The organism is Pseudomonas sp. UBA3153 (genome assembly GCF_002364635.1).
In the GTDB taxonomy this organism is placed as follows: domain Bacteria; phylum Pseudomonadota; class Gammaproteobacteria; order Pseudomonadales; family Pseudomonadaceae; genus Pseudomonas_O; species Pseudomonas_O kuykendallii.
The window spans coordinates 1,122-17,343 of the sequence record NZ_DEYR01000061.1 but is presented as its reverse complement, the minus strand read 5'-3'; the positions used below and the strand labels follow the sequence as shown (position 1 = coordinate 17,343).

The following is a 16,222-nucleotide window of genomic DNA, read 5'->3' as shown; positions in this document are numbered from 1 at the left end:
GCGCGCCTTTCGCGGCCTTAGTGTTAGTGGATGTTTCCATCCGCGCGCCGGAACGGGCGGGCGGTGCGCCTGCAAGCCGCGGACTAGACACATTAAGCCCTGAGCGTGGAAATCGGCGTTCGACCAACGTCGAACGGCGGGCGTCCGCGTGGCTGCTAGGTTCCTGAAGCGATAACAAAAACAATAACAGGAGATCCGACATGTCTTTCAGCAAGCAAGAAGCCGCACGCGCCTATTGGAAAGAAAACCTGCGCTGGATGCTCATCCTGCTGGTCATCTGGTTCGTCGTCTCGTTTCTCTTCGGCGTGCTCATGGTCGATGCGCTCAACGCCTTTTCCTTCTTCGGTTTCCCGCTCGGGTTCTGGTTCGCCCAGCAGGGTGCCATCTACGTCTTCGTGATCGAGATCTTCTTCTACGTGTGGAAGATGAATCAGCTCGATCGCAAGTACGACGTCCACGAAGAGTGAGGGCCCACGCATGGATACCCAGACCCTGATCTACCTGGTCGTCGGCGCCACCTTCGCGCTGTACATCGGCATCGCGCTCTACACCCGCGCGGCTTCCACCAGCGAGTACTACGTCGCCAGCAAGGGCGTGCATCCGATACTCAATGGCATGGCCACCGGCGCCGATTGGATGTCGGCGGCATCCTTCATCTCCATGGCCGGGATCATCGCCTTCGCCGGCTACGACGGCTCGGTCTACCTGATGGGCTGGACCGGCGGTTACGTGCTGTTGGCGATGTGCCTGGCGCCGTACCTGCGCAAGTTCGGCAAGTTCACCGTGCCCGAATTCATCGGTACGCGTTACTACTCGCAGACCGCGCGGGTGGTGGCGGTGATCTGCGTGATCTTCATTTCCTTCACCTACGTGGCCGGTCAGATGCGTGGCGTGGGCATCGTCTTCTCGCGCTACCTCGAGGTGGACATCAACACCGGCGTGATGATCGGCATGGCCATCGTGTTCTTCTACTCCGTGCTCGGCGGGATGAAGGGCATCACCTACACCCAGGTGGCGCAGTACTGCGTAATGATCTTCGCCTACATGGTCCCGGCGATCTTCATCTCGATGATGATCACCGGTAATCCGATCCCTCAGTTGGGCTTCGGCAGCGAAGTCCTCGGCACCGGGCAGAGTGTGCTGGAACGTCTCAACGGGCTGGGCGCGGAGCTGGGATTCGCGGCCTACACCAACGGCACCAAGTCGACCACCGATGTGTTCTTCATCACCATGGCGCTAATGGTCGGTACCGCTGGCCTGCCCCACGTGATCGTGCGTTTCTTCACCACCCCGACGGTGAAGGATGCGCGCAAGTCGGCCGGTTACGCGCTGCTGTTCATCGCGGTGCTCTACACCACGGCCCCGGCGGTTGCCGCGTTTGCCCGCACCAACCTTCTCACCAGTGTCCCCAACGTCAGCTACGAGCAGGTGCCCGGCTGGTTCAAGACCTGGGAAAGCGCCGGGCTGATTGCCTGGATGGACAAGAACGATGACGGCGTCATCCAGTACGGGCCCGGCGCGGCCTTCGTCGGCAAGCCGACCTTCACTGCCGAGCGCGGCGAGGTGGGCCAGCGCGTGTTGTCCAATCAGGGTACGGCGGCGGCCAACGAGCTTTACGTGGACAACGACATCATGGTGTTGGCCAACCCGGAGATCGCCGGACTCCCGGGCTGGGTCATTGCGCTGATCGCCGCCGGGGGGCTGGCGGCAGCGCTGTCCACGGCGGCGGGGTTGCTGCTGGTGATCTCGACATCGATTTCCCATGACCTGCTCAAAAGCAACCTGATGCCGGGCATCAGTGAGAAGAAGGAGCTGCTCGCCGCACGGATCGCCGCGGGTGTCGCGGTGGTGATTGCCGGCCTGTTCGGTATCTACCCGCCGGCGTTCGTCGCCCAGGTGGTGGCCTTCGCCTTCGGCCTTGCCGCGGCGTCCTTCTTCCCGGCCATCGTCATGGGCATTTTCTCCAAGCGGATGAACAAGGAAGGTGCGATCGCCGGCATGGTGGTAGGCCTGGCGTTCACCTTCAGCTACATCGTCTACTACAAGTTCATCAATCCCACGGCAACCGCCGCGGATTGGTGGTTCGGCATATCGCCGGAGGGCATCGGTACGCTGGGGATGATCTTCAACTTCATCGTCGCGCTCGCGGTATCGCGCATGACCGCGCCACCGCCGGAGGACATCCAGCACCTGATCGAGGATATTCGCGTTCCGCGCGGTGCCGGCGCGGCCATCGATCACTGACGTCTGTGCCAGAGCAGGGCGCCCCGTTTAAACGGGGCGCCCTTGTTTTGTCCGCGGCGCAGCAACGGCCAGCTCCCGAGCAACGCCGGAATACCGAGGCCGAGCCAGGCCACCGCGTCCCACACACCGTCGCCGAGCAGTGCACAGAACAGGCCGATGGCGCTTCCCAGGCCGACCAGCGCGGGCAGGGCGAAGGTCGAGTGGCGCAGGCGCTTCATGCCTCCGCCCCGGCCGTTCGAGGGCTGCCCACGAGCACGCGCCGGCGCACCCACCAGAGGTACAGGCCGCTGCCGAGGACGATGATCGTCAGCACGTCCAGCACGGCCCACAGCACCTTCATCGGCATGCCGCCGTAGTCGCCGAAATGCAGCGGCTGCGACATGCCCAGCGCGTCCATGTACCAGGGCCGCGCGACCACCGCGGTGACGCCGAGGGTCTTCGCATCGATCAGCACTGGAGTGAACAGGTGCGAGGTCAGCGGCGTGTTGCCGTTCATGAACACGGTGTAGTGGTGCTCACTGGAGAACCGTGTGCCGGGGAAGGCGATGAAATCCGGCTGGCTGTCGGGCGCCGCCGTGCGGGCGATCTCCAGCAGCCGGCTGGCCGGCGCGCGTTCGCCGAGCGGCGGGGCGTTGCGGTAGGGCGCCAGCATCGCGGTCAGCGCGTCCTGCCGCCAGGCGGCGATCAGCAGGTCGGCACAGGCGCTGATCACCCCGGTGACGCCGACCGCCAGCGCCCAGACCAGGGTGACGATGCCGATCAGGTTGTGCAGGTCCAGCCAGCGCAGTCGGGTGGAGCGGTCACGGCGTACCTGGGCGAACCGCTGGCGGCGCATGAAGGGCGCGTAGAGCACGACGCCGGAGATGAGGGCGACGATGAACAGCAGCCCCATGGACGCCAGCAGCAGCTTGCCCGGCAGCCCCGCGAACAGGTCGACGTGCAGGCGCAGGATGAACAGCATCAGGCCGCCATTCGCCGAAGGCATTTCCAGGGCCTCGCCGGTGCGCGCATCGAGCAGGAAGGTGTGCGAGTCGTTCGGGTCGCTGCCCGCCGTGGCCGCGCTGATCGCCATTACCGCGTCGGGCTCGTCGTCTTCCCAGGCGAGGTACTGCACCACCTCGTCGGGCCGGTGTGCCTCGGCGGCCCGTATCAGTTGCTGCAGGTCCAGGTGCGGCGTATCCGCCGGCAGCTCGCGCAGTGCGGGCGCATCGCCGAGCAGGTGGTCGATCTCGTGGTGGAAGATCAGCGGCAGGCCGGTCAGCGCCAGCATCAGCAGGAACAGCGTGCAGATCAGGCTGCTCCAGGTGTGGACGAAGGACCAGCGGCGGATTGTCTTGGCGTGCATCGGGGATTCCGTGGAAAACGCCGGAGCCGGCTCCCGGAGCGGCTCGCGCGCGAAGCGGGGCAGCGGCGGTTCAGAACTCCATTTCCGCCGAGAAGGTCAGGGTGCGCGGATCGCCCAGGTAGTAGCTGTTCAGCCAGTAGGACTTGTCCGCCAGGTTGCTGACGTTGGTGCGCAGGGTCAGCTTATTGTCCGCCACTGGCATGCTGTAGCGCGCGCCGAAGTCGAACGTGGTGAAGGATGGCAGGCTGTGGTCGTTGGCCTCGTCGCTGTACTGCTTGCCGGTGTAGTAGGCGCCGCCGGTGAAGGCGAAGCCGGGCAGGGCGTCGAGGTCGTACTCGGCGTAGACCTTGGCCAGTTGCGAGGCCACGTTGGTCGGCTTGTTGCCGTCGTTCGCCGCCACGTTGGACTTCTTCACCTGCGGGTCGAGCAGGGTGAGGCCGCCGACCAGGGTCAGGTTGGAGGTCACCCTGCCGGTGACGCCGAATTCCAGCCCGGTGTTTTCCTGGCGGCCGTTAGGCGTGTAGACGAAGTTGGTGATGTAGTTGGGCTTGTCGATGTTGAACAGCGCCACGGTGAACAGCGCATCGCCCCAGGTGGCCTTGGCGCCGATTTCGTACTGCTCGCTGACTTCCGGCGGCAGGGCGATGGAGCGGCCGTTGAGGGTCGTGGCGCCACCGGCTTCCAGGCCTTCGATGTAGGTCGCATAGGTGGTCAGCCAGGGCAGCGGTTTGAAGATCAGCGAGTAGTTCGGCGAGGTCTTGGTCTTGGCGTAGGTGCTCACACCGCTGCCGTAGACGAAGTCGTTGGTGAAGGTGTCGATCTTGCTGTGGGTGAAACCGACGATCGTCGACCACTGGTCGTTGAAGGTGATTACGTCGCCGATCAGCAGGTTCCGGGTTTCGTTAGTGCTGTAGAGGTGCTTGTCGCTGTTGCCGATGCTGTAGGACGGCTTGTCGACCTGCGGGGTTTCTTCGAGCGGGATGTCGCCGACCACCGAGAACTGGGGATAGGACGGGTACGCGTGGTCGATGTGCTGCTTCACGCGGCGCATGTTGCCCTGGTAGCCGAACGTCACCTTGTGCCCGATGGCGCCGGTGGCGAACGCCGAGTCGAGGAACAGGTAGCCGGAGGTCTCGGCGTTGTCCACCGGGGCGTAGGCATACAGCGGCTGGGTATAGTTGCCCAGTGCCGATACCGGTGGCGAGGTGCTGTAAATGGTCGGGCCTGTGTAGGTGTATTCCTGGGTGTACTCGGTGTAGGCGAGCGCACCGCGCAGGCTGAAGACATCGTTCAGGCGCCAGTTGAAGCGGCTGCCGACGCGGTCGCTTTCCGAGTCCGAGAACGCCCACTTCTGGCTGTAGAGCCGGTCGTTGTCCAGGTCGTCCGCATCTGGGCGGCGAGCGCCGTCCTGGACGAACCAGTAGCTGCTCAGGCCGCGCGTCTCGCTCTTCTTGTGCGAGGCGTCGAACTGGATCTGCAGGTCGTCGCTGAGGTTCCAGTCCAGCGCCAGGCTGACCATCTCGCGGCGGCGCTTCTGCAGGTCGATGGCGGTTTCGCCATCCTGGGTCAGCACATTGAGGCGATAGGCGAACCGGCCTTCGGTGTCGATCGGGCCGCCGAAGTCGCCGTGCAGGTAGTAGTTCTCGCCGCCGGCGTTGCCCAGGGTGACGCTGTTGTAGCGCTCGGCCGTCGGCCGCTTGAGCACGTAGTTGACCAGTCCGCCGGGGTTGCCGGGGCCGTAGAGGAAGCCGGAGAGGCCGGTGAGGACCTCGATCTGCTCCATCTCCTCGACGAAGTTGTTGCTGTCGGAATCGGTACTGAAGCGCAGGCCGTCGGTGGCCACGTTCAGGTTGCCGGCGCTGCTGAAGCCACGGATCGCCACGGCGCTGGCGTAGCCGGCGTTCTTCGGCGAGTAGAGCTGGGTGAACGGGTTGCGCTTGAAGACGTCGTCGGTGGAGGTCGTCTGGGTGTTGCGCAACTGGTCGCTGGAAACGACGCTGATCGAATACGGCGTGTCCTGCAGGCTCATGCCGCCCAGCGCGCCGACGTTCTTCGCGGCGTCGACGCGATAGCCGGCGGCCGCGCTGCCGTCGACGGGCGCCGTGGCGCTGGCGGTGACGCTGGATTCGGAGAGCAGCATGGCGCCACTCTGATGCACCTCGTCGAGGCTGTAGACGCCGGCGGCGTTGCGCTGCAGTTGCAGGCCGGTGCCGCGCAGGGCCTCGAGCAGGGCGCTCTGGGCGTCGAACTGGCCCTGTACCGGGTTGGAGGTGCGGCTGGCGCTCAGTGCCGGGTCGATGCTCAGGGTCAGCCCGGCTTCACCGGCGATGCGGTTGAGCGTGTTGGCCAGCGGTGCGGCCGGCAGCTGGTAGGTGCGTACGGCGCTGCTGGCAGTGGATTCTTGGGCTTGTGCGGCGCTCCAGGGTTGGCTGGCGAGCAGCATGGCGGCAACCAGCAGACTGGGGCGGAACAGGGTTTTCGACGCGGACATTCGGGAATGGCTCCTGGACAAGAATGAATCTCAATGCCCCTTTGCCGAAGCAAGATCGAAAAGTGATAGGGCGCGGCGGAAAATATTTCCGCCGGCGCCATTCCCGTCATTTCTCCTTGGTCGCCGCCGGCACCACCGTCACCCACCAGTCGGTGTGCCGCTCGATGCTCACCGGCAGGCTCGGCGGCAGCGCGGCGAGGGCCAGGTCGCTGTCGTTCAGCGGGAAGCTGCCGGTGATGCGCAGGTTTTCCAGGCGCGGATCGAGGCCGAGATGACCTCTACGGTATTCGCCCAGCTGTTCGAGCAGCTGGCCCAGCGGCATCTCTTCCACCACCAGCATGCCGCGGCTCCAGGCATCCGCGGCGACCGGCGCGGGCTGGCTGGCGCCGAGCCAGGCGTTGCGCATCAGCACCTGCTGGCCTTCGCCGATGATGCGTTCCTCGTCTCCCCGTCCCGGGTGCGCGGCGACGGCCGACTTCAGCACGATCAGACGCGTGCCTTCGGGGTCGCGGCGGACCAGGAAGCGGGTGCCGAGGGCGCGGAGGTCGCCCTCGGCGGTCTGCACGATGAACGGGCGCGGGTCGCCGTGCGCGGTTTCCACCAGCACCTCGCCGCCGCGCAGGATCACCCGTCGCTCGCGGGCATCGAAGGCGATATCAAGCGCGCTGCGGCTGTTCAGGCGGATTCGCGTGCGGTCGGGCAGCTCGACGTCGCGCTGTTCGCCGCTGGCGGTGACTTCATCGGCCAGCCAGTCGCTCAGCGGACGTTGCTGCTGGAGCAGGCCGAGCGTCAGCCCGACCATCAGCAGCAGGCCGAGGGTCGTCCCGCCGAGCCGGCGCAGTTGCCGCCGCACTTCGCCTTCGGTGCGCTGCAGCGCGCGTCGCGCAGGGCCCGACGCGGCGCCGTGCAGTTGCTGGTCGATGCCACCCAGCTGCGCCCAGGCGCGCGCGTTGTCCGGATGCGCAGCGTGCCAGTGGGCGAATGCCTGCTGCTGGCGGTCGTCATCGCCGGCGCCGAGGTTCAGTTGCCAGGCGATGGCCTCGTCGAGGACGCGCGCGCTGACCGGTCGGGTATCGATCATGTCGGTTCGCCGTAGAGCGCGATGTAGCACTGGCGCAGGCCCTGGGCGAGGTACTGGCGCACGCGTGGCACCGAGACGCCAAGGCGCTCGGCGATCTCGGCGTGGCTCAAGCCGTCGAGGCGGCTGTGCAGGAAGGCGGCGCGGGCGCGGGTCGACAACGTGGCGAGCAGGCGCTCGACCTCACGCAGCGCCTGCAGTATCTGCAACTGTTCCTCGGCGCTGGGCTGCAGCGCCTCGGGTTGGGCGGCGAGTTCGTCCAGATAGGCGCGTTCCAGCGCGTTGCGCCGGAAGTGGTCGATCAGCAGGCCCTTGGCGATGGTGCGCAGCAGCGCGCGCGGCTCGCGCGGTGCTTGCAGGTGCTGGCGGGCGAGCAGGCGCAGGAAGGTGTCCTGACTGAGGTCCTCGGCGCGCTGCGGGCAGTTGAGGCTGCGCCGCAACCAGGCGAGCAGCCAGTCGCGATGACCGCGATACAGCAGTCCGACTAACTCGTGGTTCGGCGATTGCCCGGTCGACACGACCAGCCTCCATTGCGCACGCTGGCCGCAAAACGAGAATTATTCGCACATGATCGCAAATGTCGTTGGTGCCCGCAATGCCGGGGTATGCCAGTCGGATTAGAGGGATTGCGCGCGCTGCCGGCGACGCCAGCCGGCCAGGCGCTCGTCCAGCGCGACGAAACTGTCCATGCCCTGGCGCCGCGCGTGGCTGAACAGGATCAGCGCCAGTTCCGCGGTGGCCAGGGCGTCGGCGCTGGCATTGTGGCGCTGCTGCACCTGCAGGCCGAAATACGCGATCCAGTCGTCCAGCCCACCCTGGCGGATATTCGCCTGGGGGAACAGCAGCGGCGCCAGCTCGGCGAGGTCGATGAACGGGTGCAGCAGCCGATGGCCGAGGCTGTGTTTCAGCGCGCGGGCCAGCATGCGCTGGTCGAACGGCGCGTGGAACGCCAGCAGCGGGCTGTCGCCGAGGAACTCGAGGAAGTCCAGCAGCGCGTCCGCCGGGTCGCTGCCGGCGGCCACCGCGTCCGGGCCGATGCCGTGGATCAGCACGCTTTCGCTGACCTGGTGGTTGTCGCGCTGCAGGGTGCGCTCGAACTGCTGGCCGAGCTGTATCGCGCCGTCGTCGATGACCACTGCGCCGATCGCCAGGACCATGTCACGGCTGGTGTTCAGCCCGGTGGTTTCCAGGTCGAGGACGACGAAGCGCTGGTCGCGCAGCGGCAGCGTGCCGCTGGCCACGCCCGGCAGGGCCTCGAGGCGCCGGCGCTGGCGATCGTCCAGGCTCGGTGCGCGGCGGTTCAGCCAGGAAAATCTCACAGCTGATACCTCAGCGCCAGGCTGCTCTGCAGGCGCTGCGCCTGGCGGAAGGATTCGCGCAGGATGCGCCGGTCGAGGTGGTTGAGCGTGTCCGGGTCGAGGCGGTTGGAGTAGGGCAGGTTCTGCCGCGCCTGCTGCTGGTGCTGCTGCATGCGGATCAGCTGGATGATGTGGTAGGCCTCCTCGTAGGCGCCGCCGTCCTGGGCGTCGATGATGTCCCGCGCGACCAGCTGGCGCAGGCGTTCCAGGGTGTTGCCGGCTTCGATGCCGTGGGCCAGGGCGAGCAGCCGGGCGCCGTCGACAAAGGGCGTCAAGCCCTGCACCTTGAGGTCCAGGGTGTCCTTCTCCGCGCCCTTGCGGGCCACCACGAAATCGCGGAAACGGCCCACCGGCGGGCGCTGGCGCAGGGCGTTCTCGGCCATCATGCGCTGGAACAGACGGTTGTCGTCGATCTGCCGCAGCACTTCGCGGCGCAACTCGTCGCAGCCTTCCGGCGGGCCCCAGACCGCGCGCAGGTCGAAGTAGATGCTCGAGCCGAGCAGGTTCTCCGGCGTCGCCTCGCGGATGAAACCGGCGAAGCGCCGCGACCACTCGGCGCGCGACAGGCACAGCTCCGGGTTGCCGGCCATGATCCGCCCCTGGCACAGGGTGAAGCCGCACAGCGCCAGGCCCTCGTTGATGCGTTCGGCGAGCGGCAGCAGGCGCCCGCGGATCGCCGCGGCATCGGCCGAATCCTCGGCGTCGAAGAGGATGCCGTTGTCCTGATCGGTATGCAGCGTCTGCTCGCGACGGCCCTCGCTGCCGAAACACAGCCAGGTGAAGGGCACGCCGGGGTCGCCGCATTCCTCCAGCACCAGCTCGATCACCCGGCACACGGTGTGGTCGTTGAGCAGGGTGATGATGTGAGTGATCTGCGTCGAGCTGGCACCGTGGGCGAGCATGCGGTCGACCAGCAGATGGATGTCGCGGCGCAGCGCCGCCAGCGTCTCGATGCGCCCGGCGTGGCGGATGGTCCGCGCCAGATGCACCAGGTCGACGCGTTGCAGGGAGAACAGGTCGCGCTCGGACACCACGCCGCTCAGGCGGCCGTCCTCGACCAGGCAGACGTGGGCGATGTGCCGCTCGGTCATCGCGATGGCGGCGTCGAAGGCGCTGGCGGCGGGCGCCAGGTGGAACGGGTCGCGGATCATCAGCGCGTCGATCGGCTGGTTCATCTCGCCGCCGCCGGCCACCGCGCCGCGTAGGTCGCGCAGGGTGAAGATTCCCAGCGGGCGCTGCTCGGGGTCGACGATCACGATGCTGCCGACGCTCTGCTCGTCCATCAGGCGCACCGCCTCGCGCAGCGGCGTGCCCGGCGCGCAGCTCACCGGCTGGCGCATCGACAGCTCGCCCAGGCGGGTATCCAGGGAATATTGCGCGCCCAGGGTTTCCGCGGCGCGCAGCTGGATCTGCTGGTTGACCTGATCGAGCAGGCTGCTCACCCCGCGCAGGGCGAAGTCGCGGAACACGCTCGACACGCCGAACAGCTTGACGAAGGCCGGCTTGCCCAACTGCAGGCAGAAGGTGTCCTCGGCGGCGCGGTGTTCGGTGCGCGTGGCGCGTTCGCCGATCAGCGCGGCCAGCGGGAAGCACTCGCCGGCGGTGATCTCGAAGGTGGTCTCGGTGCCGCGCCGGGCGCTGTGCGGGCGTTCGCCATGCACCCGGCCCTGCTTGACGATGTAGAAGTGTTGCACCACGCCGTCGGCGGGTTTGATGATGGAGTCGCCGCTTCCGTAGAAGCGCAGCTGGCAGTTCTCCACCATGAACGCCAGGTGGGCGTTCTCCATCTGGTTGAACGGCGGGTACTTCTGCAGGAACTCCATGGTGCCGTGGATGTTCTGCAGCACGGCGGTCTTCCCCGCCTGGGCGAAGGCGTCGGCTTTGCTCATGGCTGGCTCGCTCTTGTTATTCAGCACGCATGGTCGGCTGCACCCGGCACGCTCGACATTGGACGTAAGTCTAGTCGGGCTCCGGCAACCTCCGGTAACAGACGCATCGGAACGGGTGGACGCGGCGCCGGCACGGCGTATCCGGCGTTTCGTCGAGTGTGGCGGCGAGGCGTCTGGCCAGGCATTTTTGAACCTAGCCGGGGTATCCGGGTCGCTTGTGGTCACGGGAATGCATGGTGGGTTCCCATCGGACTGGAGATCAGCCTATGAATAGCGCTTCGACCCTGTGGGGCAAACTCTGTGCGCTGCTGTTCGCGACCTTGCTGGCGAGCGCCGCCCAGGCCCAGGAGGCGCCTCCGCAGCTGGTCGGCATCAACGTCGCCGGCGCCGGCTTTTCGCCGGGCACGCTGCCGGGCAAGCACGGCACCAACTATTTCTTCCCGCCGCCGGACTATTTCGTCCAGTGGAAGGAACGCGGCATCACCTGGGTTCGCTTCTCGATCGTCTGGGAGCGCCTGCAGCCGCAGCAGTTCGGCGACTTCGACGCCGACTACGCGGCGCGCATCGACAAGACCCTGGAGGACGCCAAGGCCAACGGCATCCGCGTGATGCTCGACGTGCACAACTACGGGCGCTACTACGGCAAGATCATTGGCGACGCCGATGTGCCGATCAAGGCCTACCAGGATCTGATGGAGCGCATCGCCGAGCGCTGGTCGAGAGACGACACGCTGTACGCCTACGACCTGATGAACGAGCCCTATGGCGACGCCGAGCGCTACTGGTTCGATGTCGCCCAGGCCGGCATCGACGGCGTGCGCAAGTACGATAAGACCAAGACGATCTACGTCGAAGGCCGCAGCTGGTCGTCGGCGCAGCGCTGGCCGGGGCTCAACGACGACCTGCTGAAGCTGGTCGACCCGGCGGACAACCTGGTGTTCTCCGCGCACATCTACGCCGACAAGGACAGCAGCGGGCTGTACAAGCAGGCGATGCCGGACAACTACGACCCGATGGTGGTGGTCAAGCGCGTCGAGCCCTTCGTCGAGTGGCTGCGCCAGCACGGCAAGCGTGGCCACCTCGGCGAATTCGGCGTGCCCAACAACGATCCACGCTGGCTACCGATCATGGACAATCTTCTGAGCTACCTGCAGCAGAACTGCATCCCGGTGACCTACTGGGCCGCCGGGCCTTCGTGGGGGCGCAACTACCACATGTCCATCGAGCCGCTGGACGGCAAGGACCGGCCGCAATGGCCGGTGCTGCAGAAGTATCTCGGCAGCGGCGGCTGCGAGGCGATCGGCCCGAAGAAATCCTGAAACCCCTGCCCACTGGCGGTTTCGGCGCGGTGTATCCGGACAGCTACGTTCGTCCGGATCGTCGCCGCGTCCGGAACCGGCGGACCTTTTTGCGCTCCAAGTTGGGCCCTATAGCCGGGTTGCGAGAAGAAACCTCCTGAAAGGATGCCGTTCGGCAGAGACGAATGCCGGGCAGTCGGCCTCCCGTTGCCAGGAGTGATCGCAGAGTGAGTGCGTCGCCCGTCGTCCGGCGCTGCGCCTATCCCGCTTCGCCCTGGTTATGAGACCTCCACGGGCTTTCGAGAAAAGGATGTTCATGAACAATCGCAACCTCTGGGTGGACTACGGCAAAGCCATCGGCATCGTTCTGGTCGTGTACGGCCACGTCGTGCGCGGGTTGCTGGCGGCCGGGATCATCGAAGACCACATCTTCCTGCACAAGCTGGTGGATAGCGTCATTTACAGCTTCCACATGCCGTTGTTCTTCTTCCTTTCCGGGTTGTTCTTCTGGCACTCGATGAGCAACCGCGGCGCCAACGGCGTCTTCCTCAGCAAGATCGACACGGTGTTCTACCCCTTCGTGCTGTGGTCTATCCTGCAGGGCTGCATCGAGGCGCTGCTGTCCAACTACACCAACGGCGACGTCAGCCTGGCCAAGGTGTTCTCCCTGCTCTGGGCCCCGCGCGCGCAGTTCTGGTTCCTCTATGCGCTGTTCCTGATCTTCACCCTGAGCGTGCTGCTCTACCGGCGCAGCGCGATGTTCCTGCCGCTGCTGGTGGCGGGCGCGGTGATCTACATCTTCCAGAACCGCGGGCCGAACTTCTTCGTCTTCAACTTCATCGCGCAGAACTTCGTGTTCTTCGCCTTCGGCGTCTGGTTCAACAGCATTCGCGGGCACATCGAGAGCCGCGCCGGCGTCGTCGCGGCGCTCAGTGGGGTGGCCTTCGTGGTGGTGGAGTACGTCTTCCACGGCGTGCTCGGCCTGCGCTACGAAGACCGCGGAGTGATCTCGCTGGTGGTGGCGATGACCGCCATCTTGTTCGTCGTCAGCGCCTGCATGGTGCTGGCGCGCAAACCGCTCGGCTGGGTGCTGACCCTCGGTGCGCTGTCGATGCCGATCTACCTGATGCACATCCTCGCCGGCAGCGGCATCCGCGTGATTCTCAGCAAGTTCTTCGGCATCGACAGCGTCGCTGTGCATATCCTCGCCGGCTGCGTGATCGGCCTGGTGCTGCCGGTGATCGCCGCGAAGATCCTCGAGGCCATGGGCATCAAGTGGCTGTACGAGGCGCCGGCCTGGATGTCACTGGACAAGCGTCGCCAGCGCCGCCTGGCGGTCGCCCCGCGCACCCTCTGAGCGGCGCCCGCGGCGGGGCGATCTTTTCCGCCGGATTGCGGTTATAAATGATCCCTCTTCACGCTCAGCGAAGCCGCGATGCTGCCGATCCTTTCCGCCCATCCCCTGATCAGCGCCGTGCTCCTGCTGGTCATCGACCTGCTCGTCTGGCAACTGGTCGACGAGCGCCACAAGCCGTGGAAGATCGCCGCGCGGCTGGGCATCTTCCTGCTCTACAGCCTGCTGATCTTCGAGGCGGGCCTTAGTCCACTGCAGGCCGCGCCTTGGGCAGGCGACGTTCCGCTGCACCTGCTCGCCATCGTGCTGGAAATCGTCTGGTGGCTGTTCTGCGCGCGCACCCTCACGGTGGTCATCGGGCCGCTGCTGATGCCGCGCGGCGGGCACACCGGGCGTCTGGTGCAGGATGTGCTTGGCGCGATCATCTTCCTGGTCGCCATCGTCGCCGCCGCGGCCTACGTCATGGAGCTGCCGGTGCGCGGTCTGCTGGCGACGTCCGGCGCGGTGGCGATCATCGTCGGCCTGGCGTTACAGAGCACCCTAGGCGACGTGTTTTCCGGGATCGTGCTGAACACCACCAAGCCCTATCAGCTGGACGACTGGATCTCCATCGACGGCATCGAAGGCAAGGTGGTGGAGATCGACTGGCGTTCCACCCACCTGCTCACCGCCCAAGGCAGCATGGCGGTGGTGCCCAACTCGGTGGCGGCCAAGGCCAAGATCCTCAACCTGAGCCGCCCGCGCGACGTGCATGGCGTGTCGATCCGTCTGGAGCTGCCGCGACTGGTGCGCCCGCGCAAGGCGCTCGACGCCCTCGAGCGCGCGCTGCAGGGCTGCAGCGAGCTGCTGTCGACGCCCAGGCCCAGCGTCGGTATCAAGAGCTCCGGCATCGACAGCGTCGAGTACGAACTCACCGGCTTCGTCGATGCGATGGCGAAGAAGGCCGCGGTGCGCAATCAGCTCTACGACCTCGCCTACCGTCACCTGGAGGCCTCCGCGGTGCTGCGGGAGGATGCCCCGGTGCAGGCGCCACGGGAAATCTCCCGCGCCCGCGCGCTGCTCGACGAGGTGAAGATTTTCCGTACCCTGAGCGAGCCGCAGAAGGACGAGCTGAGCGGCCACCTGATGCGCCGGGACCATGCCGCCGGCGAAGAAGTGATCGCCCTCGGCGCCCTCACCGAGGACCTGCTGATCATCGGTTCTGGGGTGATCGGGGTGTCGGTCTCCGATGGCGCGACGCTGATCGAGGCGGGGCGCATGGGGCCGGGCGAGATCATGGGCGAGGAGAGCCTGATCTCCGGCCAGCCCTCGCAGGCGCTTCGCCGCGCTGACCGCCTGCGTGCTCTACCGGATCGACAAGGTGCACATCCAGACCTGCATGGAGGCAGGGGGCGAGGTCGCCGAGGCGATGACGCGGCTGCACCATTTCCGCCAGCAGGCCAGCCAGTCGCTGCTGCTACAGAAGCCGGTGGCGGTGCACAAGGCCGGTTTCCTCAGCTGGTTGCGCAAGCGCTGAGGCGCGCCGCCTCCAGCTCCTCCACCAGCACCCGCATCAGTTCGGCGGCCGGCAGTGCCCGCGCCAGCGGCGCGCCCTGGCCGGCCCATTGCGCGGCGAAATCGTGGTTGCCGCGGGCGCTGGCCGCGGCATGCAGCGCCTTGGCGGCGTCGTAGGCGATTGGGTAGTCGGGCAGCGCGGGCCTGGCATCGCCATCCCGGTACAGGCGATTGGGCAGGCCGCGCGCCGGGCGTCCGGACAGCGTCGCGGTGATCCGCGTGCGGGCGGCGCGCTCGCCCTGCAACGCGGCGCGGTAGGCCGGGTTGGCCGCGGACTCCGGGCAGAGGATGAACGCGGTGCCCATCTGCACCGCGTCGGCACCCAGCGCCAGCGCGGCGGCGATGCCGGCGCCGTCCATGATGCCGCCGGCGGCGATCAGCGGCAGGCGGGTCTGCCGCGCCAGCAGGCGCACCAGCGCCAGGGTGCCGATCCCGTCGTCGCCGCGCTGCGGGTCGAAAACCCCGCGATGGCCGCCGGCCTCGACGCCCTGGGCGACCAGTGCATCGACCCCCGCGGCCTCGGCCAGCGTCGCTTCCGCCGGCGTGGTGACGCAGGCCATCAGGCGGATGCCGGCGCCCTTCAGCGCAGCGATGGTCGCCGCCGGGGGCAGGCCGAAGTGGAAGCTCACCACCGCCGGGCGCTCGTCCAGCAGCACCTCGAGCATCGGCGCATCGGCCAGGAAGCTAGTGTATATCTCGCCCAGTGCGGCTGGCGGCGCGGCGTCGAACTCGGCGAACAGCGGCCGCAGGTAGTTCAGCCAGGCCGCCTCCCGCGCGGCGTCGGGCTGCGCGGGCGGGTGGCAGAACAGGTTGACGTTGAACGGCCGCGCGGTCAGCGCGCGGGTTTCGCCGATCAGCGTTCGTGTCTGCTGCGCGGTGTTGGCGCCCACGCCCAGCGAGCCCAGCCCGCCGGCCTCGGACACCGCCGCCGCCAGGCGGGGCGTGGAGACGCCGGCCATCGGCGCCTGGATGATCGGATGTTCTATGCCCAGCAGGGCGGTGAGGCGCGGACTCATGGGGTCTCCTCGGGCGGCGCTGCCGCCGGTAGTTCGATCAGGCGATAGCCGACGCCGGGTTCGGTGACGATGAAGCGCGGCCGGGTCGGCGCGTCGCCAAGTTTCTGCCGCAGGTGGCCGACCACCACGCGCAGATAGTGGCTGTCCTCGACGTGGGTCGGGCCCCAGATGTCCTTGAGCAGTTGCTGCTGCGTCACCATGCGCCCGAGGTGCCGGGCGAGCAGTGCCAGCACGGCGAATTCCTTGCGGGTCAGCGCCACCTCGGCGCCGTCCAGGGTCACCCGGCGGTCGGCGAAATCGATGTGCAGCGGGCCATTGTCCAGGCTCGGCTCGCCGCGCGGGCCGTCGGCCAGGCGCAGCAGCACGCGCACGCGGGCGAGGAATTCCTGGATACCGAACGGCTTGGTCACGTAGTCGTTGGCGCCGCCATCCAGGGCGAGCACCTTCTCGCCCTCGCTGGCGCGCACCGAGAGCACCAGCACCGGCATCCGCGACCACTGGCGCAGGTCGCGAAGCACCTCATGGCCGTCCATGTCCGGCAGGCCGAGGTCGAGCACCATCAGGTCCGGGCGCGCCAGCGCGGCCTGGGCCAGCC

At 67.1% G+C, this 16,222-nt stretch carries 13 protein-coding genes and 1 pseudogene; 5 read left to right on the top strand and 9 right to left on the bottom strand.

Annotated features, from left to right (window positions below):
• Positions 1-200 precede the first annotated feature (200 nt).
• Positions 201-467: a DUF4212 domain-containing protein gene (locus B2X67_RS13970; protein ID WP_282340612.1), complete on the top strand. Its 267-nt coding sequence runs from the start codon at positions 201-203 to the stop codon at positions 465-467.
• 10 nt (positions 468-477) lie between these two features.
• Positions 478-2,244 (top strand): sodium:solute symporter family protein, encoded by a 1,767-nt coding sequence (locus B2X67_RS13965; protein ID WP_286785866.1) that lies wholly within the window; start codon positions 478-480, stop codon positions 2,242-2,244.
• Here the strand turns inward: B2X67_RS13965 and B2X67_RS13960 are convergent.
• From B2X67_RS13960 to B2X67_RS13930, 7 genes are all read right to left on the bottom strand, one after another.
• On the bottom strand, positions 2,238-2,462 hold the full coding sequence (locus B2X67_RS13960) for a hypothetical protein (RefSeq protein WP_282340608.1): 225 nt from the start codon (positions 2,460-2,462) through the stop codon (positions 2,238-2,240). The two genes, B2X67_RS13965 and B2X67_RS13960, sit on opposite strands and share 7 nt — an antisense overlap.
• Positions 2,459-3,589 carry a PepSY-associated TM helix domain-containing protein gene (locus tag B2X67_RS13955; RefSeq protein WP_286785865.1) on the bottom strand — a complete coding sequence of 377 codons (1,131 nt, stop codon included), beginning with the start codon at positions 3,587-3,589 and terminating at the stop codon, positions 2,459-2,461. The genes B2X67_RS13960 and B2X67_RS13955 overlap by 4 nt, the downstream gene beginning before the upstream one ends.
• A 70-nt stretch (positions 3,590-3,659) precedes the next feature.
• The gene (locus B2X67_RS13950; protein WP_286785864.1) at positions 3,660-6,080 is read right to left on the bottom strand and encodes a TonB-dependent receptor; all 2,421 of its coding nucleotides are present in this window, start codon (positions 6,078-6,080) and stop codon (positions 3,660-3,662) included.
• A 106-nt stretch (positions 6,081-6,186) separates the two neighbouring features.
• Positions 6,187-7,161, bottom strand: coding sequence for a FecR family protein (locus B2X67_RS13945; protein WP_286785863.1), 975 nt, complete (start codon positions 7,159-7,161; stop codon positions 6,187-6,189).
• Positions 7,158-7,676 (bottom strand): RNA polymerase sigma factor, encoded by a 519-nt coding sequence (locus B2X67_RS13940; RefSeq protein ID WP_286785862.1) that lies wholly within the window; start codon positions 7,674-7,676, stop codon positions 7,158-7,160. The genes B2X67_RS13945 and B2X67_RS13940 overlap by 4 nt, the downstream gene beginning before the upstream one ends.
• Positions 7,677-7,775: 99 nt before the next feature.
• On the bottom strand, positions 7,776-8,477 hold the full coding sequence (locus tag B2X67_RS13935) for a 3'-5' exonuclease (RefSeq protein ID WP_286785861.1): 702 nt from the start codon (positions 8,475-8,477) through the stop codon (positions 7,776-7,778).
• A complete protein-coding gene (locus B2X67_RS13930; protein WP_282340597.1) occupies positions 8,474-10,405 on the bottom strand; it encodes a putative nucleotidyltransferase substrate binding domain-containing protein in 1,932 nt (643 codons plus the stop codon). Before B2X67_RS13930 ends, B2X67_RS13935 begins: the two co-directional genes overlap by 4 nt.
• A 266-nt stretch (positions 10,406-10,671) precedes the next feature.
• Between B2X67_RS13930 and B2X67_RS13925 the strand changes: the two genes are divergently transcribed.
• From B2X67_RS13925 to B2X67_RS13915, 3 genes and pseudogenes are all read left to right on the top strand, one after another.
• Positions 10,672-11,724: a glycoside hydrolase family 5 protein gene (locus B2X67_RS13925; protein ID WP_286785860.1), complete on the top strand. Its 1,053-nt coding sequence runs from the start codon at positions 10,672-10,674 to the stop codon at positions 11,722-11,724.
• A gap of 295 nt (positions 11,725-12,019) precedes the next feature.
• Positions 12,020-13,060, top strand: a complete 1,041-nt coding sequence (locus tag B2X67_RS13920; protein WP_286785859.1) for an acyltransferase family protein — start codon at positions 12,020-12,022, stop codon at positions 13,058-13,060.
• A gap of 78 nt (positions 13,061-13,138) precedes the next feature.
• Positions 13,139-14,573 (top strand): annotated as a pseudogene (locus B2X67_RS13915) (mechanosensitive ion channel domain-containing protein).
• Here the strand turns inward: B2X67_RS13915 and B2X67_RS13910 are convergent.
• Positions 14,551-15,627 (bottom strand): NAD(P)H-dependent flavin oxidoreductase, encoded by a 1,077-nt coding sequence (locus B2X67_RS13910; protein WP_286785858.1) that lies wholly within the window; start codon positions 15,625-15,627, stop codon positions 14,551-14,553. The pseudogene B2X67_RS13915 and the gene B2X67_RS13910 overlap by 23 nt on opposite strands.
• Positions 15,624-16,222, bottom strand: a 599-nt coding sequence (locus B2X67_RS13905; RefSeq protein WP_286785857.1) for a winged helix-turn-helix domain-containing protein, incomplete at its 5' end; no start/stop codon positions are given. The genes B2X67_RS13905 and B2X67_RS13910, both read right to left, overlap by 4 nt.

What these genes read in the sequence shown, in the direction of transcription:
- B2X67_RS13925 (WP_286785860.1), top strand. Translation starts at nt 10,672, where the DNA reads ATGAATAGCGCTTCGACCCTGTGGGGCAAACTCTGTGCGCTGCTGTTC.
- B2X67_RS13970 (WP_282340612.1), top strand. Translation starts at nt 201, where the DNA reads ATGTCTTTCAGCAAGCAAGAAGCCGCACGCGCCTATTGGAAAGAAAAC.
- B2X67_RS13960 (WP_282340608.1), bottom strand. Translation starts at nt 2,462, where the DNA reads ATGAAGCGCCTGCGCCACTCGACCTTCGCCCTGCCCGCGCTGGTCGGC.
- B2X67_RS13965 (WP_286785866.1), top strand. Translation starts at nt 478, where the DNA reads ATGGATACCCAGACCCTGATCTACCTGGTCGTCGGCGCCACCTTCGCG.
- B2X67_RS13950 (WP_286785864.1), bottom strand. Translation starts at nt 6,080, where the DNA reads ATGTCCGCGTCGAAAACCCTGTTCCGCCCCAGTCTGCTGGTTGCCGCC.
- B2X67_RS13920 (WP_286785859.1), top strand. Translation starts at nt 12,020, where the DNA reads ATGAACAATCGCAACCTCTGGGTGGACTACGGCAAAGCCATCGGCATC.
- B2X67_RS13955 (WP_286785865.1), bottom strand. Translation starts at nt 3,589, where the DNA reads ATGCACGCCAAGACAATCCGCCGCTGGTCCTTCGTCCACACCTGGAGC.
- B2X67_RS13910 (WP_286785858.1), bottom strand. Translation starts at nt 15,627, where the DNA reads ATGAGTCCGCGCCTCACCGCCCTGCTGGGCATAGAACATCCGATCATC.
- B2X67_RS13930 (WP_282340597.1), bottom strand. Translation starts at nt 10,405, where the DNA reads ATGAGCAAAGCCGACGCCTTCGCCCAGGCGGGGAAGACCGCCGTGCTG.
- B2X67_RS13945 (WP_286785863.1), bottom strand. Translation starts at nt 7,161, where the DNA reads ATGATCGATACCCGACCGGTCAGCGCGCGCGTCCTCGACGAGGCCATC.